Annotated in this window: 16 protein-coding genes and 3 tRNA genes; 16 read left to right on the forward strand and 3 right to left on the reverse strand. The window is 52.3% G+C overall.

Annotated elements, in window-relative coordinates; genetic code table 11:
• Nucleotides 1-13 precede the first annotated feature (13 nt).
• Nucleotides 14-2,965 carry a diguanylate cyclase gene (locus ACFFJP_RS05090; RefSeq protein ID WP_377241116.1) on the forward strand — a complete coding sequence of 984 codons (2,952 nt, stop codon included), beginning with the start codon at nt 14-16 and terminating at the stop codon, nt 2,963-2,965.
• 54 nt (nt 2,966-3,019) lie between these two features.
• Entirely contained in the window at nt 3,020-3,748 is a 729-nt protein-coding gene (locus ACFFJP_RS05095) for a substrate-binding periplasmic protein (protein WP_377241118.1), read from the forward strand.
• Nucleotides 3,749-3,780: 32 nt separating this feature from the next.
• Here the strand turns inward: ACFFJP_RS05095 and ACFFJP_RS05100 are convergent, their stop codons facing one another.
• Both ACFFJP_RS05100 and ACFFJP_RS05105 read right to left on the reverse strand, forming a co-directional pair.
• Complete coding sequence (locus ACFFJP_RS05100; protein ID WP_377241120.1) at nt 3,781-7,371, reverse strand: hybrid sensor histidine kinase/response regulator; 3,591 nt, start codon at nt 7,369-7,371, stop codon at nt 3,781-3,783.
• A gap of 79 nt (nt 7,372-7,450) precedes the next feature.
• Nucleotides 7,451-7,945 carry a TIGR00645 family protein gene (locus ACFFJP_RS05105; RefSeq protein WP_377241122.1) on the reverse strand — a complete coding sequence of 165 codons (495 nt, stop codon included), beginning with the start codon at nt 7,943-7,945 and terminating at the stop codon, nt 7,451-7,453.
• A 207-nt stretch (nt 7,946-8,152) separates the two neighbouring features.
• On the opposite strand from ACFFJP_RS05105, the gene ACFFJP_RS05110 reads away from it, so the two are divergent.
• From ACFFJP_RS05110 to ACFFJP_RS05155, 10 genes are all read left to right on the forward strand, one after another.
• Nucleotides 8,153-10,324 carry a S46 family peptidase gene (locus ACFFJP_RS05110; RefSeq protein WP_377241124.1) on the forward strand — a complete coding sequence of 724 codons (2,172 nt, stop codon included), beginning with the start codon at nt 8,153-8,155 and terminating at the stop codon, nt 10,322-10,324.
• Nucleotides 10,325-10,483: 159 nt separating this feature from the next.
• Nucleotides 10,484-10,984 (forward strand): WbuC family cupin fold metalloprotein, encoded by a 501-nt coding sequence (locus ACFFJP_RS05115; protein ID WP_377241126.1) that lies wholly within the window; start codon nt 10,484-10,486, stop codon nt 10,982-10,984.
• Nucleotides 10,981-11,691 carry a hypothetical protein gene (locus ACFFJP_RS05120; RefSeq protein ID WP_377241128.1) on the forward strand — a complete coding sequence of 237 codons (711 nt, stop codon included), beginning with the start codon at nt 10,981-10,983 and terminating at the stop codon, nt 11,689-11,691. The genes ACFFJP_RS05115 and ACFFJP_RS05120 overlap by 4 nt, the downstream gene beginning before the upstream one ends.
• Nucleotides 11,681-12,148 (forward strand): regulatory protein RecX, encoded by a 468-nt coding sequence (locus ACFFJP_RS05125; RefSeq protein WP_377241130.1) that lies wholly within the window; start codon nt 11,681-11,683, stop codon nt 12,146-12,148. Before ACFFJP_RS05120 ends, ACFFJP_RS05125 begins: the two co-directional genes overlap by 11 nt.
• Nucleotides 12,149-12,162: 14 nt before the next feature.
• Nucleotides 12,163-14,781 carry an alanine--tRNA ligase gene (gene alaS / locus ACFFJP_RS05130; protein ID WP_377243370.1) on the forward strand — a complete coding sequence of 873 codons (2,619 nt, stop codon included), beginning with the start codon at nt 12,163-12,165 and terminating at the stop codon, nt 14,779-14,781.
• A 3-nt stretch (nt 14,782-14,784) separates the two neighbouring features.
• A complete protein-coding gene (locus tag ACFFJP_RS05135) occupies nt 14,785-15,996 on the forward strand; it encodes an aspartate kinase (RefSeq protein ID WP_377241132.1) in 1,212 nt (403 codons plus the stop codon).
• A gap of 111 nt (nt 15,997-16,107) precedes the next feature.
• Nucleotides 16,108-16,311 carry a carbon storage regulator CsrA gene (gene csrA, locus ACFFJP_RS05140; protein ID WP_377241134.1) on the forward strand — a complete coding sequence of 68 codons (204 nt, stop codon included), beginning with the start codon at nt 16,108-16,110 and terminating at the stop codon, nt 16,309-16,311.
• A 167-nt stretch (nt 16,312-16,478) separates the two neighbouring features.
• Nucleotides 16,479-16,568: transfer RNA gene (locus tag ACFFJP_RS05145), tRNA-Ser, on the forward strand.
• A gap of 18 nt (nt 16,569-16,586) precedes the next feature.
• Nucleotides 16,587-16,663: transfer RNA gene (locus tag ACFFJP_RS05150), tRNA-Arg, on the forward strand.
• Between the two features lie 64 nt (nt 16,664-16,727).
• A tRNA-Arg gene (locus ACFFJP_RS05155) sits at nt 16,728-16,804 on the forward strand.
• 292 nt (nt 16,805-17,096) lie between these two features.
• Here the strand turns inward: ACFFJP_RS05155 and ACFFJP_RS05160 are convergent.
• The gene (locus tag ACFFJP_RS05160; protein WP_377241136.1) at nt 17,097-17,351 is read right to left on the reverse strand and encodes a hypothetical protein; all 255 of its coding nucleotides are present in this window, start codon (nt 17,349-17,351) and stop codon (nt 17,097-17,099) included.
• Between the two features lie 428 nt (nt 17,352-17,779).
• Here ACFFJP_RS05160 and ACFFJP_RS05165 point away from each other — a divergent pair, with 428 nt between their 5' ends.
• The 4 genes from ACFFJP_RS05165 (at nt 17,780) to ACFFJP_RS05180 (ending at nt 23,884) form a co-directional block, all read left to right on the forward strand.
• Nucleotides 17,780-19,831, forward strand: coding sequence for a methyl-accepting chemotaxis protein (locus tag ACFFJP_RS05165; RefSeq protein WP_377241138.1), 2,052 nt, complete (start codon nt 17,780-17,782; stop codon nt 19,829-19,831).
• A gap of 263 nt (nt 19,832-20,094) precedes the next feature.
• Nucleotides 20,095-21,237: a hypothetical protein gene (locus tag ACFFJP_RS05170; RefSeq protein ID WP_377241140.1), complete on the forward strand. Its 1,143-nt coding sequence runs from the start codon at nt 20,095-20,097 to the stop codon at nt 21,235-21,237.
• Nucleotides 21,231-21,764 carry a polysaccharide biosynthesis/export family protein gene (locus ACFFJP_RS05175; RefSeq protein WP_377241142.1) on the forward strand — a complete coding sequence of 178 codons (534 nt, stop codon included), beginning with the start codon at nt 21,231-21,233 and terminating at the stop codon, nt 21,762-21,764. The genes ACFFJP_RS05170 and ACFFJP_RS05175 overlap by 7 nt, the downstream gene beginning before the upstream one ends.
• Nucleotides 21,764-23,884, forward strand: coding sequence for a GumC family protein (locus tag ACFFJP_RS05180; RefSeq protein WP_377241144.1), 2,121 nt, complete (start codon nt 21,764-21,766; stop codon nt 23,882-23,884). Before ACFFJP_RS05175 ends, ACFFJP_RS05180 begins: the two co-directional genes overlap by 1 nt.
• Nucleotides 23,885-23,886: the final 2 nt, after the last annotated feature.

The raw sequence follows: 23,886 nt of genomic DNA on the forward strand, positions 1-23,886 counted from the left end.
ACCGGAGAAGCAAATGCAATGGATTTTCCTTACGTTATTGCTTGGCATCAGCGCGCTGCTTGCTAGTTCGGCACAGGCGGTCACGCCGCTGCATGACTATTTCCGTGAAAGTTGGACGACGCGCGACGGACTACCGCATAACACCATCAACAACATTCATCAAAGTGGTGACGGCTATCTGTGGCTGGCCACCTGGGAAGGCGCAGCCCGTTATGATGGCCGCAGTTTTACCATTTTTGGCCGTGACAGTGTGACCGGATTGCCGGATGTCGGGGTTCGTACTTTTTTCCGTGAACAAGATGGCAGCATGCTGGTCGCCGGTGCGCGCGGTGGCTTTAGCCGGGTTAGCAAAGGGAATTGGCAACGTTTTCCACCACTTGGCTATCTGATTAATGACCTGCTGCGCGACAGTAGTGGACAACTTTGGTTTGCTACTGAAGGCGGCGGCGTGGTCCGTCAGCTGGCCGACGGGCAGTATCAGCGGTTTGGCGTGCAGGATGGCCTGATGGTGCGGGTCATATACAAGCTGCTGCAGGACCGGGCCGGCATGTTATGGTTTGCGACTTTGCAGGGGATATATCGCCTTGACCCTAAGGCGGCTGAACCGAAGTTTGAAAAGGTGTCATTGCTGGCCGGTGCTCCGGATATCAAAGCTTTTATGCTGGCATTGGACGCGCAGGGCCAGTTGCTGGTCGGTTCAGAACAAGGGTTATTCCGCCTCAACGGCCAGCAATTTGCGCTGGTACATCCGGCACTGGCGAATGTTGCCGTCACAGCGCTGCATGTACTGCCTGACGGACAGATCTGGATTGGCACTATTAATCAGGGAGTGCAACGGGTCAGTACTCTGGGCTATGAGCAGCTGGGCGTGCAGGATGGCCTGCCAAATAACCGGGTGCTGAGCATTTTTCAGGACACTGAACAGAGTATCTGGGTCGGCACCAATGCCGGCTTGTACCGGCTGCGCGAAACGCCGTTTACCAATCTGACGCAACAACAAGGCCTGGTGGATAACTATGTCCGTACTGTGCTGGAACATTCTGACGGTAGCGTCTGGATCGGCAGTGCCGGCGGTCTGGATCGTTGGGTGGCAGGTAAGCTGGAGTCGGTCGCGCTGGATGCAGGCGTCTCAGTGTTAAGCCTGGCTGAGGGTGAAAATGGCGAGATTTGGGTAGGCACTTACGGTGATGGCGTGTACCGGATACGCCAAGGCAAGGTGATTGAGCGCTATGATCGCAGCAACGGCCTCGCCAGTAATGAAGTGCGCGCTATTGCGCTGGCCGGCGACCGGGTGTTCTTTGGTACTTCGGGCGGGCTGAATATGTTGTCGCAGCAGCAAATCAGCACGCTGACGACGGCCGATGGTTTACCCGGATTGTTTGTGTCCGCATTGTATTATCAGCCGCCGGCGCAGGAACGGGCCGGTCAGCTGTGGATTGGTACCGGTACCGGTGCGGCAGTCTGGTCGGACGGTGCGATCCGGCCAGTGGATCTGCACAGCCAAGAGCAGGCCGAGTATGTGTTTGATTTTTATCATTCACCCGGCACCGATTGGTTGTGGCTGGCGACTGACCGTGGTCTGGTGCGTTATGACCAGCAGAAAAATCAGTTGCGGCTGGTTGGTCGGGCCGCCGGCTTACCGGTAGATAAAATTTTTAGCGTATTGGCCGACAGTGCCGGTGCATTTTGGCTCAGCAGTAATCGCGGCATTGTCCGCATTAGCCAAAGTGAAGCCAATGCCGTTGCCGATGGCGAACAAGCCACACTTGGCAATACCGATATGTTTGGCGAAGCCGACGGTATGCTCAGTTCGCAGTGTAATGGTGGATCTGTGCCGGCTGCCACATTGCGCCACGATGGCACTTTGTGGTTTGCCACCTCGCAAGGCGTCGCGACGGTTGATCCGTCCCGCCTGGCCCAATTCAGCCTGAAACCACCGCCTGTTGTAGTGCAGCAACTCAGTGCGGATGGTCGTGAAGTACCCCTGCAGCGAGCCACATTGCCGGCCGGAACTTTGCGCGTTGTATTCCAGTTTGCCGGGCTCAGTTATGTGATGCCATCGCGTATTTTGTACCGGACGCAATTGCAGGGTTTTGAACAGGATTGGGTCGAACGCGGCACCGCCAATCATGCGGAATATACCAATTTGCCACCCGGCGATTATCGTTTGCTGGTCAGTGCGGCTTATCCGGAAAGCGACTGGAATACGGAAGTGGCCCGGGTGGAATTTACTGTGTTGCCACTATTCTGGCAAAAAGGCTGGGTGCAGACGCTGGCCGTCCTGTTGATATTGTGTACGGTGTTTGGTTTTGTCCGTTGGCGGCTGTACCGGCTCAGCCAGTCGGAATTGCGGCTGAAACTGCAGGTCGCCGGCAAAACCACCGAGTTACTGGCGCAGGCTCAGTCGTTGCGTCAGGCCGTGACGGAAAAGACCCAGCTAGCGGAGCAATTACAACTGCAGGCGCAGGCATTTGCTGCACAGGCCCGGGAAGACGGCTTGACCGGTCTTGCCAACCGGCGGGCCTTTGATGAACAACTGGCATTTGAATTCAGCCGGGCACTGCGCTCGGGTCAGCCACTCTGTCTGGTGATGCTGGATATTGACCATTTTAAAACCATTAACGATCGCTGGTCACATCAGGCTGGCGATTTGGTGTTACAGCAACTGGCGCAGTTGTTACGACAGCAAGTGCGGGATATTGACCGTATCGCGCGCTGGGGTGGGGAAGAGTTTGCGTTATTGTTGCCGCAAACAGATCTGACGCATGCCGTCGAGATCTGTCAGCGCATCCGGCTCGCGATCGCGGCGCTGGATTTTAGTGCCGATGTCCCGGGCTTGCAGGTGACCGCCAGTTTTGGCGTGGCACAACACGACGATGTCGGTAGCTACGACAAGCTGCTGAGTCGGGCAGATCAACTGCTGTATCAGGCCAAAGCGCAGGGCCGCAACCGGGTTTGCAGTTAGTCTGCAGTTAGGACTATGCTCAGTGTCTGTTCAGGGGACACTGGAGCCGCCGGATTGAATGTAAAAACCTGCTGCTGGCTGAGTTTCGCGTATCTGGTGCTGTCACCAGCCGCGTTGGCAGCTAACGCGCCACTGCGGGTGCCGCACATCGCCGACGCGCCGCCTTTTATGCTGACCGATCAGCAGCAAACTCCGGTTGGCGGCATCCTGTTTGATATTTATCAGCAACTGGCCCGCACGTTAAATCGTCCGATGCAAATCGAAGCGATCCCACGCAAGCGGGTCACGGATTTATTGCTGCTGGGGCAGCTGGATTTTTACTGTAACGGCACACCGGAGTGGTTCACCGAGCCGCAATTGCGCTGGAGCCCACCATTATTTGTCCACCGTGACCTGTATATCTCGGCAGAAGCTTTTACCGATTTTGCTGATTTCAGCCGGCGCAGTAAAGGCAAGGTCGGCACCACTTTTGGTTATGTCTATCCGACGCTGAGTGCTATGTTCGCCCGCGGCCAATTGCAAAGAGTGGATAGTTATTCACCGGCTGAAAGTCTGCGCCATCTGCAGAAAAAGCATCTGACTGCTGTGGTTGTGTCTGAATTTGAATATGGTTATTTGCTGAAAAATAAGCATGGACTGCACGTGGTTGAAATCGAACGAAACCAGATCCAGTGCATGTATTCACCGATGCTGGCGGAATCAACGGTCCAGCAACTTGACCAAGCGATCGAGACGTTGCGCCAGCAAGGGCAGCTCGAACAGATCCTGACGAAATACCGCTGATCCGACAGTGTTTAACTTGCGATCTGAGACCACTAGGCCCATTCCTGCACTTTGCTGAGTAGAGTGCGGGCATCAAATGGCTTGGCGATAAAATCGTTCATCCCGGCGTCGAGGCATTCGCGGCGGAATTCTTCGGTGGCGTGTGCCGTTAAAGCAATCACCGGTAAGCGGGCATGCGCCGCTTGCTGGCGTAAGATCCGCGTAGCGGTGTAACCATCCATGGTCGGCATATGCACGTCCATCAGTACCAGCGCATATTGGTGCTGACTGAGTTGCTGTAATGCCTGTTCGCCATGATCTGCCACATCCACTGCAAAGCCAGCATGCTGCAGGATGATCCGTGCCAGAGTTTGGTTATAGCTGTTATCTTCCACCAGCAAAATACGGCCCTTGGACGTTGCATCGCTGTCCGGTTTGACGGTATTTAGCGGCAGCGGCGACTCAGCAACTAATTTGGCCGGTCCGCCTGCCTCGGCGCGATAGCTCCGGATACTAAAGCTAAAAGTACTGCCGATACCGGCCAGACTTTGTACCTCGATCCGTCCGCCCATTAACTGCACCAGACGCTGGGCGATACTGAGGCCGAGCCCGGTGCCACCATATTTGCGACTTGTGGAAGTGTCAGCCTGGCTGAACGCCTGGAACAGATTCTGACATTGCTCCGGACTCAGGCCAATGCCGGTGTCCTGCACGGCAAAATGCAACCAGACTTCAGCGGCGGTTTCCGGCGGATTGACTTGCAACGCCAGATCGACGCGCAGCACGACCTTGCCCTGACCGGTGAATTTCACCGCATTGCTGAGCAAGTTAATCAGCACCTGACTTAATCGTAGCGGATCACCAATCAGCCAGGCAGGCACCTGCGGATCGACGCTAAATTGCAATTCCAGTCGTTTTTGCCGGGCCTGTTCAATAAACAAATCGCGAATTTGCTGCAGCATATCCTGCAGCCGGAAGCGGACCTGTTCCAGCTCGAGCTTACCTGCTTCGACTTTAGAGAAATCAAGAATGTCGTTGATAATGCTTAAGAGAATTTTACTGGAAGCAGTGATTTTACTTAAATACAGTTGCTGGTCGGCAAAAGACTCACTGTTTTGCGCCAATTGCGCAAAGCCAATAATGGCATTCATCGGCGTGCGGATCTCGTGACTCATATTGGCCAGAAACTCACTTTTGGCCACCGCCGCGGTTTCCGCTTTTTGTTTGGCACCCTCGAGCATCTGCATCGTATCTTCCAGATGTTGGGTCCGTTGTCTGACCAAATCTTCCAGTTTGCTGTTTTCCTGTAACACCGGCCGCACGCGCCAGCCTACCAGCACTTTGAGCAGGCCCAGTGCCGCCAGCACGTAGACCATATAGGCCCACCAGCTCTGATACCAAGGTGCGGCGATTTGCAGATGTAATGGGGTCGCTTCGCTGATCTCACCAAAAGCGTTTTTGTAGCGCAATTTAAATTGATAATTGCCCGGTGCTAAGTTGGTGTAATCACGGTAGGTTTCATTATGCCAATCCGACCAGGCCGGGTCATTCCCCACCAGCTGCACCTGAAACAGGTTGGTATCGAGGTGGCCGTAACGGGGCACCGTATATTCAAGCCGCAATGAATTCTGATCAGATGCCAGTTGCAGTTTGGCCAGTTGACCGCCGGCAAAGTGCGTCTGATTGTCACGACTGACCACCCGGCGGATCAGCGGCGGGTGCGCCACAATGCTGCGGCTGATCCGGCTGGCATCAAAACGAAAAATACCTTCAGCGCCACCAAACCAGGTAATGGCGGCATCTTCGGCCAAGATCACATCCAGTGGCGTATCGGCCAATGGGAATAATGGCGCGGTAGACCAGTGATAGGGCTGGTCCGGTCCGATCTTTTCGGCTGCTCCGGCCTGACGTTCACCAGTCTGATTGTCCCAGTTAATCATCCAGATGCGGCCACTGCTATCCTGAGTCGGCGAGCGCACCCAGGGTTGCTGCGCAAACAGGCCACTGAACACCGGATGGATGCCAAAAGTCTGAGTGCTTTGATTAAACTGATACAAACCAGCCACAGTGGCAAACAATAAGCCACCAGACCAGCGATGCACCGAATTGCGGTTCAGGCTGGGTAAGCCGGCCGCTTCAGTAAAGTTATCCAGTAAAGGCGTTTGTTCTGTGTCGCCACTTAATTGCAGCCGGTAAACACCGTGTGCCAGCGTGCCGATCCACAGGCTGCCGTCCGTTTCTTCAATCAGACTGTTCAGATTGCCGACCACGCCGCTGATGACACCAAGATTGCGCCACTGACCGTCGCTGTATTGCAGGCGCAGCAAACCATTTTGCAGGCCAACCCAGACGGTATCCGGCTGCTGACGCGACACCAGTAAGACTTTGGCCGGTATCGGCGCATCGAAAATCAATTCAGACTTGCCATCGCGATACTGATAGACGCCTTTATTGTTGGCGATCAGCATGCTGTCGGCAAAATCAGCAAAATCCCAGGTCTGGTTGCTGAAGTTATCAATGGCGCTGAAATGCGCCGCTTTTACGCCATCCGCCTGTAAACGAAATAAGCCCTGACTGGTACCGGCAAATAACTGATTTTGATAGCGATGTAACGACAACACGTTGCCTTTGAGGCCCATCACATGATTAAACATCGAAATGGCGGACGAGGCTTCTACCCGCGCTAAACCATGGTCCATCGCCACCCATAAGCCTTGCTGACGGTCTTCCATCAGCGCGCGGACATTGTCATCGAGCATGCCGGAAAACTTATTGATATGGCTGTGGATGTTGCCTTGTTGGTCCAGCAGATAGATGCCGTCCCGCACTGTGCCAATCGCCAGCAGGCCGTTACGCAGGCGCTGACTGGTATAAATCATCGCCTGGTCTAGTTCTTTGCTGGCGGGCATCTGAAATGGTTGCATACCGCTTGGACCCAGCAGAAAAAATCCGGCGTCGCGTGTGCCAATCAGTACCTGATTTTCATTCCATTGTTCGGCGACAAACACCGCTTTATCCGCCAGTGGCTGCGTGCTGTTGACTGGCTCCAGCCGCCCGTCTTTCAGTTCGAGCAGGCCGGTATCCTGTTCTTTAATCAGGATGCGGTCATTGATCTGAAAGGCCTTCATAAAGGCGGACTCGCTGGTCCAGCTGCGCACTTCCTGATCGTTGATTAAAAACAGATAGGAGCGGGCGACAAACAATATCCCTTGTTCGGTGACAAAAGTCTGGCGAATATCCTGAAAATTGCGGTAAGCGGCTGGGATGCGATCGCGCCAAGAAATAAACTGGGCGCCTTGCGGACGGGCTTTATTGATATAACCGAGGTCACCTTTGGCACCGACATAAATCCTGCCGTCATGGCCAAGCGCCAGAGAACGCACGACCGACTGATTCGTCGTCGCGATGACGCGCCAGTGCACGCCATCAAATTCGAGTACACCCACGTTGTTGCCGGCGTAAATCAAGCCATCACTATCTTGCAGCATGGCCCAATTCTGCGTGCCGGCATTGTAATCTTTTGGCTTAAAGTTTTTTAACAGCGGCAGGCCAGCTTCCATCGAGAACAGGGGATAACTGCACAACAACAGTGTGACGACTGCGGCCTGAATGAAGCGGTAAAAAACTTGCGCGGATCCCTGCACAGCAAAACCTCTTGACGTATGACTGGCCGCGCATAGCGCGGATCTCCTAAACTAACTCAGCCATCGGTCCGGGTCAATTTCAGACTCTCTCTTTCGTCAGCTTGTCTAGGTAACCCATGACAAAGGCTGACAAGACAAAAGTGATATGGATCAACAGGTACCACATGATTTTGTCGTTATCGATGTTCGGCGTGTCCATAAAAATTTTTAGCAGGTGAATCGACGATATCGCCACAATAGACGCTGCGACTTTGTTTTTCAGTGAACCCGAGTCGACTTTGCCAAGCCAATTCAGTTTTTCTGACGAATCATCAATATCCAGTCGAGACACAAAGTTCTCGTAACCGGAAAACATCACCATCACAATCAGGCCACCAACCAGCGCAATATCAATTAACGACAACACCACCAGGATCAGGTCAGCTTCTTTTGTAACGATGATGTTGGGCAGGAGATGGAAGATTTCCTGAAAAAATTTAATACCCAAGGCAATCAGCACCAGGCTCAGTCCCAGATACATTGGCGCCATCAACCAGCGGCTGGCGTACATTAGTTTTTCAATTTGCTTTTCCATCGTCTTTACTGCAGCGTCCGGTGATTAAAACTGCACTGGATCTGGGGGATCCTGCCGGCTTTTTCAAGTTCTGTATTTTTTCTGCGATTGGGACTGTTATTTGCCGACTGATTTATCGCACAATGCGGCAAAATCCAGATAAATCATCCATGTCGTGGAACCCGTTAGCTAATGTGCTGACACGGTTGGATCTCAAGGAATCGTTGAATGAAAAATTCTGTGCTGGCGTTGTCGGTATGCTCAATATTGACCGCCGCTTTAGCAAACGCCGATGAAGGCATGTGGCAACCCCATCAGTTACCGGAACTGGAAGCCGTTCTCAAAGCGAAAGGCTTGCAAATCGATGCAAAATCTATCGCCGAACTAACCGCCTTCCCAATGAATGCAGTGATTAGCCTCGGTGGCTGTACTGCATCTTTTGTGTCTAAACAAGGCCTGGCGCTGACCAATCACCACTGTGCGTACAGCAGTATTCAGCACAATAGCACTGCACAGAACAACCTGATTGAGCGGGGTTTTCTGGCAAAAACGCCGGCAGAAGAATTGCCGGCAGCACCGGGCAGTAAAATCTTAGTGACCGAAGCGGTCAGTAATGTGACCCAACAAATTAAGCAGGAGCTGACGCCGCAACTGCAGGGGAAAGACCGTTTTGACAAAATAGACCAGCTGCGTAAAGAGCTGGTGGCTGAATGCGAGGCGACTGCTGGTTATCGTTGCGACGTCTACAGCTTTCACGGTGGTCTGGAATATTACCTGATCAAGCAATTGGAGATCCGTGACGTGCGGCTGGTGCATGCGCCGCCGGGCGGCGTCGGCGTGTTTGGTGGCGACATTGATAACTGGATGTGGCCACGTCATACCGGTGATTATGCGTTTTACCGCGCTTATGTCGGCAAAGATGGCAAACCGGCAGATTACAGTGCTGACAACGTCGCTTTTGTGCCGCCGAGTGCTTTAAAAGTTTCCGCGAAAGGCGTTCAGCAAGGCGATTTTGTCATGGTGCTTGGCTATCCGGGTCGCACTAACCGCTACAACACCGCCTTTGAAGTACGAAATCAGTTCACCACTGTGCTACCGGCTGCGCGCCAGTACCGTCAGGAAGCCATAGCGCTGATTAAACAGCATGCCGCAGAAGGCAGTGAAGCCCGCATCAAATATGAGTCCATTCTGGCCGGCCTTGCCAACTACGCCAAAAACTATGACGGCATGATCCAGACCTATCAAAAAGGTACAACGCAACAGCGTAAAGACGAATTTGAAGCGATCCTGCATCGTTGGATTGAGGCTGAACCTTCACGCAAAGCCAAGTACAAACCGGCACTGTTGAGCCTGCAGCAATTGCTTGATGCTGACACGGCGACCCAACAACGCGACCTGATCCTGAATTATTTTGGTTATGCCCAGCTGTTCAGTACCAGCCGTAAATTGTACCGGTTGGCGCTGGAGCAACAAAAGCCGGATGAAGAACGCGAAACCGGCTTTCAGCAGCGCGATCAGGAGCGGTTCAAAGCTGGCTTGAAGCGGATGTCACGTAGTTTTGACGGCGCGGTTGATTTAGAAATCGCGTTACATTTCCTGAAGCATTATGCCGCGCTGCCAAAACCGCAGCGTCTGGCGGCATTTGATCAATATTTCGGTATTGCCGAAGGGTTTGATGAAGCCGCAGTGCGCGCCAAACTAGTACAGATTTATCAGACGAGCCTGCTCAGTGACGAAGTCGAGCGACTAGCCTGGATTGGTAAGTCGGTTGAGGAGTTCAAGACCAGCCAGGATCCGGCTATCCAGTTCGCTGTTGCACTGGCAGATATCGACCTGCAATTGGAAAATGACAGCAAAAACTACGCCGGCAAACTGGCCGTCGCGCGTCCGAAAGTGATGGAAGCTGTGATTGCGTTTAACAAAGCCAGTCAGAAGCCTGTGTATGCCGATGCAAATGGCACGCTGCGCGTGACCTTCGGTGAAGTGAAAGGTTATCAGCCGCGTGATGGTGTGGCCTATCAGCCGTTTACCACGCTCAAAGGCATTAGTGAAAAACATACAGGCCAAAGCCCGTTTAACGCACCGGCGGCACAGTTGGCGGCCATTGCTGGTGGCGACTTTAGTGCGTACGCGCATCCAGAGCTGAAAACGGTGCCGGTGAATTTCCTAAGCACGGTCGACACGACTGGCGGTAACTCAGGCTCACCGACGTTAAACGGCAAAGCTGAACTGGTTGGGTTGCTGTTTGATGGTGTGATTGAAGGCATTATCGGTAATTATGACTACGATCCAGCGCTGAACCGCTCTATCCATGTCGACAGCCGCTATCTGTTGTGGCAGATGGAAAAAGTCGATGGCGCGACCAATCTGACCGCGGAGATGGAGATTGTCCGTGAGTAAACACAGCTGACGCAGCGATTAGTAGAAAAAAGGTGCCAACGGCACCTTTTTTGTCAGTCTGGCTGCGGTTTTGCCCTGATTTAGCACTATGGGAAGCGCAGACATTTGCAGTATGATAGGCCGCTTTATTCAGCGCAATTAAACCGAATTTTTGCTGGTATGTTATTAGATCAAGCCTTATTTACTGAATTACTTGCGACAGCGGCGCAACAGCCGCGGCGGCGGACATTTTTGAATTTACATCAGAATTTCGCAGAGCCGGTGCAGCGGGTGGTCATTGCGATGCATGCAGACAGTTATGTTCCGCCACATCGACATACCGAACCACAACAATGGGAATTGTTTGTGATGCTGGCTGGCGCGGTGGATTTTTTGCAATTTGACGATGCCGGCACTGTCACTGCACGCAGGCAACTCAGTGCCGGTTCGGCTTTAACCGGTCTGGAGTTGGCTCCGCGACAGTGGCATACCGTGGTGGCGAGAGCGCCGGGCGCCGTATTTCTTGAAGTCAAACAAGGGCCATTTGACCCGGCGCAGCCGCGGCATTTTGCTCCTTTTGCACCAACTGAGCAGGACGCGCAGGCGTCGTTCTTTCAACAGTGGCTTTGTGCTGCAACCGTGGGCGACGTCAGCCCGACTTGGCAGGAGATAGCCGGATGAAATTACAATTAGTGATCCGCCGGGCGCCGGCGAAAGCCGGTCTGGACTGGCTCAAACAAGGCTGGTTGCTGCTGCGCCAGCATATGCTGTTACTCGCGATGTTCTGGTTGATGCTGGTTGTGTCGCTGTTGGGGCTGGTCCATCCTTTACTGGCGGTGGTTGCGGCGTTGCTGGGGCCATTTTTACTGGCTGGTTTTTATGACGGCATTGTACGGGCCCAACAACAGAAACCTCTGTCGCTGGACCTTTTGTGGCAACCATTAAAAGAAAGTAGCCATCGGGCAGCTTTTATCCGGCTGGCCGGTCTGAATATTTTGTTATCGATCCCCAGTCAGTTGTTGTTGGCGCAACAAGTGCCACTGTGGCAAACCGGCGAGGCTGATTTACTGGCATTGTTCGCGTTGGTGGCAATGGCATCGGTCAATGCGATGTTATTTGCCTATGCAGTGCCGGTGATTTATTTTCTGCGTGAGCAGCGGCTTTGGCCGGTGCTACAAGCCAGTTTCATGGCGTGCTGGCGCAATGTCCCGGCACTGACGGTGTTTGGTATTATCTCTGTACTGCTGGCGCTGACTGGCCCGTTCACGATGCTGATTTCGTGGATATTGATATTGCCATGGCTTGCCATCAGCTTTTTCCTGTCATTTCGGGAATTCTTTGTGCTGACGCCGGCACGGCCGGATGAGGCGGCAGTGTTTGAAGTCTGAACCTGAAGTTTTGACGGCGCAGCAAGCCTGGCAATTAGCCATCGGTTTGCTGAGCCGGCGCGAGCATAGCAGCCATGAACTGCTGGATAAACTGCGCCAGCGTGGCGCAGATGACGATTTGGCTCAGGTGACATTGGAACGTTGTCAGCAGGATCAATATCAGTCAGATCAGCGCTTTGCTGAGATGTTATTGCGTCATTGCGTCAGTAAAGGACAGGGTCTTGCGGTGCTGCGGCAATTAAGCCGGCAACACCGGCTGGACCAGGAGTTGTTACAACAAGCGCTCGACAGCGCTGAACCCGATTGGTTTGAACTGGCCCGCAGCTGCGTGCAGAAGAAATTCGGCGAGCTGGCGGCCGGTTCAGACAAAGAACGATTAAAACGGATGGCGTTTTTACAACGCCGTGGCTTCAATTCGGAGCAGATCCGCTACGCATTACAACATTCAGATAGTTAGGACAGCCTATGTACATGACCTCTGCGCAACTGCGCCGCGCCTTTCTGGACTTTTTCGCCAGTAAAGGCCACCAAATTGTTTCCAGCAGCTCGTTAATTCCGGGCAACGACCCGACGCTGTTGTTTACCAACGCCGGCATGGTGCAATTTAAAGATGTGTTTCTTGGCCAGGACAAACGTAACTACAACCGTGCCGTGACATCGCAGCGTTGTGTGCGTGCCGGTGGTAAACATAACGACCTGGAAAACGTCGGTTATACCGCCCGTCACCACACCTTTTTTGAAATGCTGGGCAATTTCAGCTTTGGTGATTATTTCAAAGAAGACGCCATTAAATACGCCTGGGAATTCCTGACTGAAGTTTTGCAGTTACCGAAAGAAAAGCTGTGGATCACGGTATACGCCACTGATGACGAAGCTTTTGACATCTGGACCCAGAAGATTGGCGTGCCTGTCGAACGTGCGATCCGTATCGGCGACAACAAAGGCGCACCTTTTGCTTCAGACAACTTCTGGGCCATGGGTGACACCGGTCCTTGCGGTCCTTGTACCGAGATTTTCTATGATCACGGTGACCATATCTATGGCGGTCCACCGGGTTCACCAGAGGAAGACGGCGACCGTTTCATCGAGATCTGGAACAACGTTTTTATGCAGTTCAACCGCCACGCCGATGGTCGGATGGAACCGCTGCCAAAACCAAGCGTGGATACCGGCATGGGGATGGAACGTATTGCTGCCATTATGCAGCACGTGCACAGCAACTATGAAATCGATATCTTCCAAGGGCTCATCAAAGCGGCTGCAGCCGTGACCGGCACTGCTGATTTGGACAACAAATCGCTGCGCGTGATCGCCGACCATATCCGTTCCTGTTCTTTCCTGGTCGCCGACGGTGTGATGCCATCGAATGAAGGCCGTGGTTATGTGCTGCGCCGCATCATCCGCCGCGCTGTGCGCCATGGCAATCAGCTGGGCGCCAAAGGCGTATTCTTCAGTAAGTTAGTGGCTGAGCTCGCAGTGCAAATGGGCGAAGCCTATCCGGAGCTGATTGAAAAACAAGCTGTTATTGAAAAAGTACTGAGGATGGAAGAAGAGCAGTTTGGTAAGACGCTGGAACGCGGTCTGTTGCTGCTCAAAGATGCTTTGGCTGCGCTTGGCGATAGCAAAGAAATTCCGGGCGAAGTGGTATTTAAGCTGTATGACACTTATGGCTTCCCGGTCGATTTGACCAGCGATGTCGCACGCGAACAAGGCTTGACCGTTGATCAGGCAGGATTTGAAGCCGCCATGGAAGCCCAGCGCAAACGTGCACAGGCCGCTTCCAGCTTTGGCCAGGACTACAACCAAACGGTTACTTCTGAGCAAGTGACTGATTTCACTGGCTACACCGAACAACACGGCAATGCTGTTGTGGTGGAAATCGTCCGTGACGGTGACAAAGTTGAATCTGTGATCGACGGCCAGCAAGCGCTGGTGATCCTCGACCAGACACCATTTTATGCCGAGTCCGGCGGTCAGATGGGAGACACTGGTACTTTAACGCTGGCATCCGGCGCAGTGTTCACAGTGGTTGACACACTCAAAATCGGCAAAGCTTTTGCGCATCGCGGCACCATCAGCGGCACTTTATCTGTTGGTGAGCGCGTCGATGCACAAATTGATAACGAACGCCGCGGTGCTATTCGCAAAAATCACTCTGCAACCCACCTGTTACACGCCGCGTTACAGCAGGTTTTAGGCGCACACGTGGTACAAAAAGGCTCACAAGTGGGTCCTGACCGTCTGCGTTTTGACTTTGCTCATTTTGAAGCAGTGAAAGCCGACGAAGTTCGTCAGATTGAACAGCTGGTCAATGCGCAAATTCAGGCCAACCATGAAGTGTTGACGCGACTGATGCAACTGGATGCTGCTAAAGCCGCCGGCGCTATGGCGCTGTTTGGCGAAAAATATGATGACGACGTCCGTGTGTTGTCGATGGGTGAGTTTTCAATTGAACTCTGCGGTGGTACCCACGTGGCGCGCACCGGTGATATCGGTTTGTTTAAAATCTTGGTGGAAAGCGGCATCGCTGCCGGTGTACGCCGGATTGAAGCGGTGACAGGCGCTGGTGCTCTGGCTTATTTACATAAGCTGGAACAGCAAGCGCAGCAAGTTGCCGGATTACTCAAGGGCGATGTGCTGTCGATTGCCGATCGCGTTGTACAGACCTTAGACCGCAGCAAGCTGCTGGAAAAAGAACTGGAACAACTGAAAGCGAAAATGGCCAGCGCCGCCGGTGCTTCATTGCTGGAAAAAGCAGTCGTGCTGAACGGCACGAAAGTGCTGATTGCAGAGCTGTCCGGTGTGGATCCAAAAGGTTTCCGCACTATGGTCGACGAGCTGAAAAACAACATCGGCTCCGGCGTCATTCTGCTTGGCACAGCCAGTGACGGCAAAGTCAGCCTGATCGCGGGCGTCACCAAAGACCTTACCGATAAAGTCAATGCTGGCCAGCTGGTTGGCTGGGCGGCCGAACAACTGGGTGGTAAAGGCGGCGGCAAACCGGATCTGGCGCAAGCCGGAGGCACCGACGTTGCTGGTCTTGGCAAGGTACTCGCGGCGGCCACAGACTATCTGGCAGCGAAGCTGTAACAGGTGGCATTACTGGTGCAAAAGTTCGGTGGTACCTCAGTCGGCACCACCGAACGGATAGAAGCGGTGGCGGATTTGATTATTCGCACTGTGCAGGCCGGCCATAAAGTGATTGCTGTGGTGTCAGCGATGGCCGGGGAAACCAACCGGTTACTCGGGCTGGCTCAGCGGATAGACGTAAAGGCCAGTGCGCGCGAGTTGGACGTGCTGGCGGCAGCCGGGGAACAGGTCAGTGTGGCATTGCTGGCTATCGCGCTGGTGAAGCGCGGATACCCCGCTGTGTCACTACTGGCTGATCAGGTGTGTATCCGCACAGACAATAAATTTGGCAAAGCGCGGATTGAACACGTCGATACCGAACGCCTGGCACAGGAACTGGAGCAAGGCCATATTGTGGTAGTCGCAGGTTTCCAGGGCCGGGATATCGAAGGCAATCTGACGACGCTGGGACGCGGCGGCTCTGATACGTCGGCTGTTGCACTGGCTGCGGCTGTGCAAGCAGACGAGTGTCAGATCTATACCGATGTCGATGGCGTATACACCATCGATCCACGGATCTGCCCTGGTGCACGACGTCTGTCGCAGATCCCGTTTGGTGACATGCTGGAGCTGGCCAGTGTTGGTGCGAAGGTGCTGCACTCACGATCCGTCGAATATGCCGGTCGTCATCGGGTGCTGTTGCGTGTCTTATCGACTTTCAGGCCGGATGCCGGCACGCTGATGACTTACGAGGAAGATCCAATGCTACTGCCGTTAATATCCGGTATTGCCTGCCAGCATGGCCTGACGTTTCTGCAGTTACAGGCGTTGAGTCATACTGATTTTTGCCGGTTACTGAACCTTTTAGCTGCGCACAACGTTGAAACGGATATGGTACAACAATATGGCGTTTGGCCCGATCAGCTGACTGTGCAATTGGTGCTGACTAACAGCGATTGGCTGCAAGTCGCTGACGATGTACAGAATTTGCTGAAAAATTGTCGGGACGCTCAGCACCGCATTCAAGCAAATCTTGCTAAACTGTCGGTGGTCGGTATCGGCATCAGGTCACAACCCGATGTGGTCGCGCGGATCCATCAGCTGCTAAATCAGCTGAATATCCAGATTTGGGCGATGACGCAAACTGAAAGTCGTTTTTCTGTATTAATGGCACCGGAACTGGTTGAAGGCGCCGCAGCAAAATTACATCAGGTTTTGTTCAACAGCGATAATTAATCGCTGGATTTTCATAAATTTGAATGCTGAGTTATGATTGGCAACATGGACGCGTTGGTGAAAGGCTAAGCGTCGTTTAAATAGCTGGGACTAAAGGATAGGAGCAAACGAATGCTTATTTTGACCCGTCGCGTTGGTGAGACATTAATGATCGGTGATGAAGTGACTGTCACTGTGTTAGGCGTAAAAGGTAATCAGGTACGGATCGGTGTGAATGCACCAAAAGAAGTATCAGTGCACCGTGAAGAAATCTACATGCGGATACAAGCGGAAAAGGGCACCCCAGGCGGTTACAGCCAGGATGATGACCAATAAGTCTGTTTTCGTAAATCATTGTTTTTATTGTTTTGTTGTGTAAAAAGTAGTCGTTTACGTTATTAATTGCGCAGATTGTCTAAAAGGTCGGCAATCGCACAGTCAGGTTCAAAATTTTGTTTGACATATTTTCCTGAGACATTAATATACGCACCGCAACGTAGCGCGGAGAGATGGCCGAGTGGCTGAAGGCGCACCCCTGCTAAGGGTGTATAGGGGAAACTCTATCGAGGGTTCGAATCCCTCTCCCTCCGCCAGTTGTTTTTAGATTAGATGGACGCATAGCTCAGCTGGATAGAGTACTCGGCTACGAACCGAGCGGTCGGAGGTTCGAATCCTCCTGCGTCCGCCATCTGAAACACTGGCAATACCTGCAAGATAGAAAATTGTAAGACCTGTCGCAAGACATACTCCCAGGACGCATAGCTCAGCTGGATAGAGTACTCGGCTACGAACCGAGCGGTCGGAGGTTCGAATCCTCCTGCGTCCGCCATTAAACCTGCTTAGTGCAGGTTTTTTTGTTTAAAGCTAGTCCCCGAATTAAGAACTGATGACGCAGGCGGTGAGAACCCCCGTTTGGTTCGACGCGTCGGCTTTGCCGACCGAGCGCGCGCAGCGCGACCCGAAGGGCAGTTGGCGCAGCCAGCTGTAATCCTCCTGCGTCCGCCATTAAACCTGCTTAGTGCAGGTTTTTTTGTTTTTGCGTCCCCCGGCTCCTCGCAGAGCTCGTCGCGTGAAAACGGAGCAAGCCAAATGGTTGGCTTGCTCAGATCCGTTTTCACCCATTAAACCTGCTTAGTGCAGGTTTTTTTGTTTTTGCCATCCTGGCAAAAATCCCTGCGGGACCAGCTAAAGCTGTCCACAAAACGGCAGGATAGCCGTTTTGCACAGCTCAGCTGCCGGTAGGCGAGCGACATGGATGTAGCGAGTGTAAAACGCTCGAGGCGTTTTTGTGTTTTTGCGTCCCCCGGCTCCTCGCAGAGCTCGTCGCGTGAAAACGGCGCAAGCCAAATGGTTGGCTTGCTCAGATCCGTTTTCACCCATTAAACCTGCTTAATGCAGGTTTTTTTGTTTTTGCCATTCTGGCAAAAATCCCTGCGGGACCAGCTAAAGCTTTCCACAAAACGGCAGGACAGCCGTTTTGCACAGCTCAGCTGCCGGTGGGCGAGCTCCAAGGATGTCGCGAGTCTGAAACGCTCCAGCGTTATCCAGGCAATACTCCGCACTTGCACTGCTTGAAAAGTCGGCAATCAATTCAGGGCAAACAAATCCGCTGCGCCAAAATAGCGCGGCGGACATAGTTTTATGCGCTATTTTTGCGCTTGCCGTCAGTCTATTCAGTTGAGATGCGTCAAAGTGGTGCGAATTTTGAGTTTCTAATTCAATAAATTCTTATAGATCAATTATTTAATTGTCTGTTTTGAACTGCTGGATTTAATTCATCCGTTGTGATTTGATGGAGCGGCACATGTTTGGGGGTCCTATGTTGTATCAAAAAATAACATCAATAAAAAAGAAAATTTTGTTTGCAGTCGGTGGCTCCACAGCCATTTTATTAGCAGTTGCCGCATTTCTGGTGATCCAGCATATCGCGGCGCAAACCAGAGCACAGGTGGAAGCAGAGGCAAATAGCCTGATGCAGAAAGAGTCTGTCGCTGTGGGTCAGTTCTTTGCAGAATATGCGCAGGTGGCGAAGACTTTTTTACATAGTCCGCAATTTCAGCAATGGTTTTTGCAATATCCGGGGCGTGGCACCGATTTGGCAACGGCTGAGGGTTATCAGCAGATTAATCAGACGTTTAAAACTATCAGCAGCGGCGACGCCAATATTCTGTCGGCGTTTTTTGCTTTGACCCGCTCTGACGAGTATTTCCGCGAAGATTCCAGAACCGGCGTTGATGTGGATGGGCCAGACAAAGGTGTGGTGGACAAAGGCTATTTTGCCAGCCAACGTCCATGGTATATCGAGACGATGAAGCACAATAAGTTTTTCGTCGGTTCGCCGTCGGCCGATTTTACTACCGGCATCGTCTCAGCCGTCGTGGAAGGTCCGGTGTACCTGCCAGATGGGACTTTACTTGGTGTTGGTGGTCTCGATCTGCATATCAATAAAGTCGGGGATAAAGTTGAGACCATTCGCTATCAAGGTGAGGGCTTGCCGTTTTTACTCGATGGTAAAGGCCAGATTGTGCATTTCTCCGAGCGGGCCGGCATTACCACCAAAGCCAATGACCCAATCCAGGGGCTGGATGATAAAGATAAGAACAACAGCGGTTTTGCCGCACTGGCGAAAGCGGCACAGCAAAGCCAGTCTGGTTTTGCCGAGATCCGACTCAACGGTGCGGATTATTACGTCGCTTATCAGCCGGTCAGCCGTGATTTTCCGCAAATGAACTGGTTGGTGGGTATCCTGATCCCGGCCGCGTTAATCGATGCGCCAATTGAGTCGACGGTGCAGTGGTCAATCTTTGGCGCACTGCTGATCCTGGCACTAATCACGGCAAGTATCATGATTACGACTGGGGTTATCACCAAACCACTGCAACAATTGACTCATGCTATGCAAGACATTGCCAGCGGTGACGGCGATCTGACACGACGCATCGATATTGCACAGCAAGACGAGGTGGGCGCGCTGGCACGACATTTTAATACCTTTGTCAGTAAATTACGTCAGTCACTGGCGCAGACCCAACAGCAGGCTGAACAGGTCAAATTGTCCAGTGAGCATCTGAATCAGGTCGTTGGGCTGACCAATCAGGAGATCCAACATGAGAAGGCTCAGATAGATTCTGTTTCTGCTGCGGTGACGGAAATGGCTGCGACTGTGCAGGAGATCAGCCGTAATGCGCAATCGACCAGCCAGGCTGCGGCAGATGCAGATGCCCGTGGCCAGCAAGGAGCGAAATTGTCTGAGTTGGCGGTTAACGATATGGAATCGCTGAATCAAAGCATGGTGTCTGCCGTTGATGTCGTGGTAGGGCTTGCAAAAGAATCAGAAAATATCGGTACTGTAGTCGACGTGATTAAGGGCATCGCCGAACAGACCAATCTGCTGGCATTAAATGCCGCCATCGAAGCGGCCCGTGCCGGTGAACAAGGCCGAGGTTTTGCCGTCGTTGCTGATGAAGTCAGATCTTTGGCAGGACGCACGCGTGAAAGTACTGATGACATCCGCCGGATGGTGGAAAAACTGCAGTATATTGCCAAGCAGGCAGAAGAAGTGATGCAACAAGGCCGCAGTCAGACGGAGGTGAGTGCCGACCGTGCTCGGGCGATGCAGCAATCATTAACTGCGATTAGTGCGGCTATCATGGTTGTACAACAACAAAGCACCCAGATTGCGGTGGCAACTGAGCAGCAAACTATTGTCGCTGATGACATTAACCGCAGCCTGACGGCGATCACAGCATTGGTTGACAATACCGCCGAGCATGCGCTGGAACTGACAGGGGAAGCGCGCCAGCTGGATAATTCCGCTTCTGCGTTAAATCAGGTGGTAGCGCAGTTCCGCATCTGAATCATGCCCATGTGATCATTACAAAAACGGCCGGAGTGGTAACACCCCGGCCGTTTTGTTATGAATGGTGCAGGGATGCAAAAGCCAGATTACGTCATATTGACAGCTGATCTAGGGCGACTTGAGCCGATCAATATTTTTACACGATTTTAATGCGCCGGACGCTGGATAAAGGCTTTGTTTTTTTTTCGTTCTCCATTACCATGCGGTAAGGGAAAAATAAAAGGAAAATATGGATATTTTATTTTTCAAGAGCATTTTGCATGAACAGGTCGTATTTCGTCGGATTTGTACCGCTTTTCTTAATCACCTCAGCGCAAAGCGTCGCAGCTGACTGGGATCAGGCTCACAACGAGCTCAGTGCCTTCCTTGGTGTGCACAGTAATAACAATCTATTCAATACCGCAATTCAGCGTCAGTCAGACCAAAGTGGTATCGCTGGCATCCGTTGGGATTGGCTTGGTTTGTTTGAAGGTTATGGTCTGCAACTGCCGATGCAAATCAGCCGCCAACAATACAGGGACACCAGCGATTTAGCGCAAACGCTGTATCAGTTGCAGCCAGAATTACGTTTGTTCCTGACGCCTCAAACCGATCTGTCGTTACAAGCGACTCTGCGCAAAGACCAGCATCTGGCCGGTGATCTCGCAGCAGAATTTTTGTCTGCTGCCGAGCGGGCTTTAATTGCAAAACAAACCGGCGCACAAGCCGCGCTAAGTTTTGGTCGGGCACCAGACATCCAGAATCTGCGGGTCACACTCGGCACAGATCGACGTCAGCAAGATGTCCATGATCAACGATATTCCACATTAGACAGTGATTTTGCCGAAGCCCACTACAGCCATAAACTGAATGAAAATGTCGCACTGGTGGTGGATGTCGCCAGACGGCAGGAACAACAAAACCAACTGAGTACTGACCTTGATCAGTACGGTGGCGGTCTCGCGGTGCAATGGACCGGCCAGCAGTTTTTTCGCCTGACCGGTGGGCGGTTTTCGCGCAGCTATGAGGCCCATCAACTGGCAAAAATGACGGGCAGTTACTGGCAGCTGGAAAACGTCTGGCAGTTTGACGAGCGCTGGCAGCTCCAACTGCAAAGCGGTCGGAATTCTGTGTTGTCTTATGCCACTGGCAGTGTCAGCCAGCTTGATACCCGCCATGCCGCCAGTATGCGCTGGCAATATGACCAGTCACATCAATTCAGTGCTGAACTCAGTCGGCTCACATCCCGGCTTGATCAGGGCGATTACCACAGAACTCGCGATGCGCTCAGTGCCGGTTGGCGCTGGCAGTGGGCACAGCAGTGGCAAAGCCTGGTGCAACTGAGTCAGGTCCGTCAGAGCCAACCGCAGCAATCAAATCGCGACCGTCTCGAATTGATGGCCGAGGTCAGCTGGTCATGGTGAAATGGTGGTGTGCTTTAATCAGCCTGTTGTTGCTTAGCACTGTGCAAGCACAGCCCCAGGCTACGCAGGGCTTGCAAGGCTATAAGTTTGGCCCTGGCGACTCGATTAAAATCAGTGTCTATCTGGAACCAGATTTGTCAGTGACTGCTGAAATCAGTCAGCAGGGGTTTATTGATATGCCTTTATTGGGCAGTATTCGACTGACTGGCCACACTCAACAAAGCGCTAAGGAATATCTGGAACAACGGCTTAAAGATGGATACCTGGTTGCGCCAAGTGTTTCTATCACCGTTGACAGCTACCGGCCGTTTTTTATCTATGGCGAAGTGCGTAATCCTGGCAGCTATGCGTATCAGCCGGATATCACACTGGAGCAGGCGATTGCGCTGTCAGGAGGCTTGCTGGACCGGGCGTCGCGCAGCGCCTGGCAGATCCAGCGAGGCGCAGACAAAGCAACGTTTAAAGCCAGTTCGGACACGATCATCCTGCCCGGTGATGTGATCAAAATCGATAAGAGCTTTTTTTGATGCAATCACAACAGCAACAACAGGTGCAACAGTCCAATGATGCGATTGAATTAAGCGTCATTCTGGCTATCTTGTCTGCCCGGCGTTGGCTGATTGTGTTGATCACCAGTGTGATTTTTGCCTTGGTCACTGCTTTTGTATCGCAATTGCCATCTGTGTTTCGTGCCGACACCACGCTGATGGTCAAAGGTGGTTTAGCTGCCAATCCGTTACAATCGCTGATCCCTGGCATGGGCGGTGGTAACGATGAACTTGATACGCAAATTAAGCTATTAACCTCCACTCAATTTGCCCAGGATGTGGTGAAAAATCTGCCAGCCGATCTTGAACTCGGCTTACCAAACGATATGCGTCGTGATGACGTCCAGGCCTTGCTGGCAGATCTGTCCGTAGCAGCAGTGCCAAAAACCACGCTGTTGCAAATTTCTTATAGGCACCACAATCCCTTTATTGCTGCCGAGGTGGTCAATCAGCTGGCGGCTCATTTCATGAATTACCAGACCGGCCTGATGCAGCAGCACAACCATGAGGCCAATGACTGGATCAAACAGCGGGTGGATGAAGTCCGCAACAAGCTGGTTGAGTCGGAGCAAAAGCTGCAGCAGTTCCGGCAGGAACGCAATATCATCGATATCAGCAGCGATATTGAACTGAGTAAACACGAGATCACTCAGTTGTTCGGTGAACGTCGCCTGCTGCAAAAACAAGCTGATGAGTTGGCAGTGTTGCTGGGTAAAATTCAACAGGCGGGCCAGAACTATGAAGTGCTGATTAATATCGCCGAAGTGGCTGCAGTGCCGGTGATTGCCTCGCTACAACAGCAACTAGCGATGCAACAAGCTGAATTTGCGCAACTGCGGCTGAGTTATCTGGAAAAGCACCCACGTTATATTGCCGCCAATCGCAAGATTGAAGTAACCAGTCAGCAGCTCAACAGCGAAGTAAACAAACTGTCGGGGAATTTCCAGATCCGTCAACGCGATTTACAACGCAATTTACAGGAAATCGTTGTAAAGGCTGATGCCGCAACTACCCGACTGGAGAAACTGGTTAGTGTCGGTCAGGTACATAAAAAACTCGAAGCGGAAATTCAGGCCAATCTGCATTTGCTGACCACGTTGTCGGACAAAATGAAAGAAACCGAACTGATGAAAGACATCAATAAAACGTCGAGTATTTTTGTGGTGGACCCGGCGATAGTCCCGGTCAAGCCAATAGGGCCGAAACGTTTGTTGTTGTCAGTTGCCGCTTTTGTTCTGGGCATTATCAGCGCAGTATTTTTGGTTCTTTGTCTGCACTTTTTTGCCGATGTCACTTCGAAATACCGGCATATTGCGACGCGTTATGGTTATAAGTTATTGGGAGTGGTGCCACAAATTCGCATCAAAGGCATCAACCGCAATCTGCCGGTGATCCAGCAATCTGGCAAACAATATACCTTGTATCAGGAATACATCCGTTCGTTACGTACCAACATTCTGCTGGATAAACAACTCAGTACACAGCGTTTGCTGGCCCTGACTTCCATTTCGCCCAATGAAGGTAAATCGAGTATTTGTCTGCAGCTGGCTAAATCGTTTTCTGAGTTGGAACGCGTGATCATCATTGACGCCGATTTGCGTTTTCCGGCACTGGCGGAAGCGCTGGGTGAAAATCCGCACCGGCCCGGGTTGACCAACTTACTGGCGAAAACTCATACCTTTGAGCAATGTGTGTTTTACAGCAAAGAACTGAACGCAGATGTCTTGCCATCCGGCATCCGGCCGATGAATCCGCTGTTATTTTTGTCGATGCCACGTTTTGACGCTGTGCTCAAAGTGCTGGCGAAAAAGTATGACCGGGTCATTATCGAATGCCCGCCGATTTTATCGGTGTCGGATGCGATGGTGGTGGCCAAATGTGTCGGCAAGCTTGAATTGGTGGTGGACGTGAAAAAAACGCCGTTGGTAGACTTCGCCGCCAAAATGGATTTGTTATCACAATCTGGCGTCAATATTGGTGGCGTGATCCTGAATCGGGTGAAAAACGACACCTCCAACTATTACGCCACGTCGGCCACCCGCGCCAAACAGCCTTCTGCACTGCGCCAACTGCTGCACGATAATTTGCGTCGTGCCTGATT

The sequence above is a fragment of the Rheinheimera tilapiae genome (assembly GCF_042432165.1).
Classification (GTDB): Bacteria; Pseudomonadota; Gammaproteobacteria; order Enterobacterales; family Alteromonadaceae; genus Pararheinheimera; species Pararheinheimera tilapiae.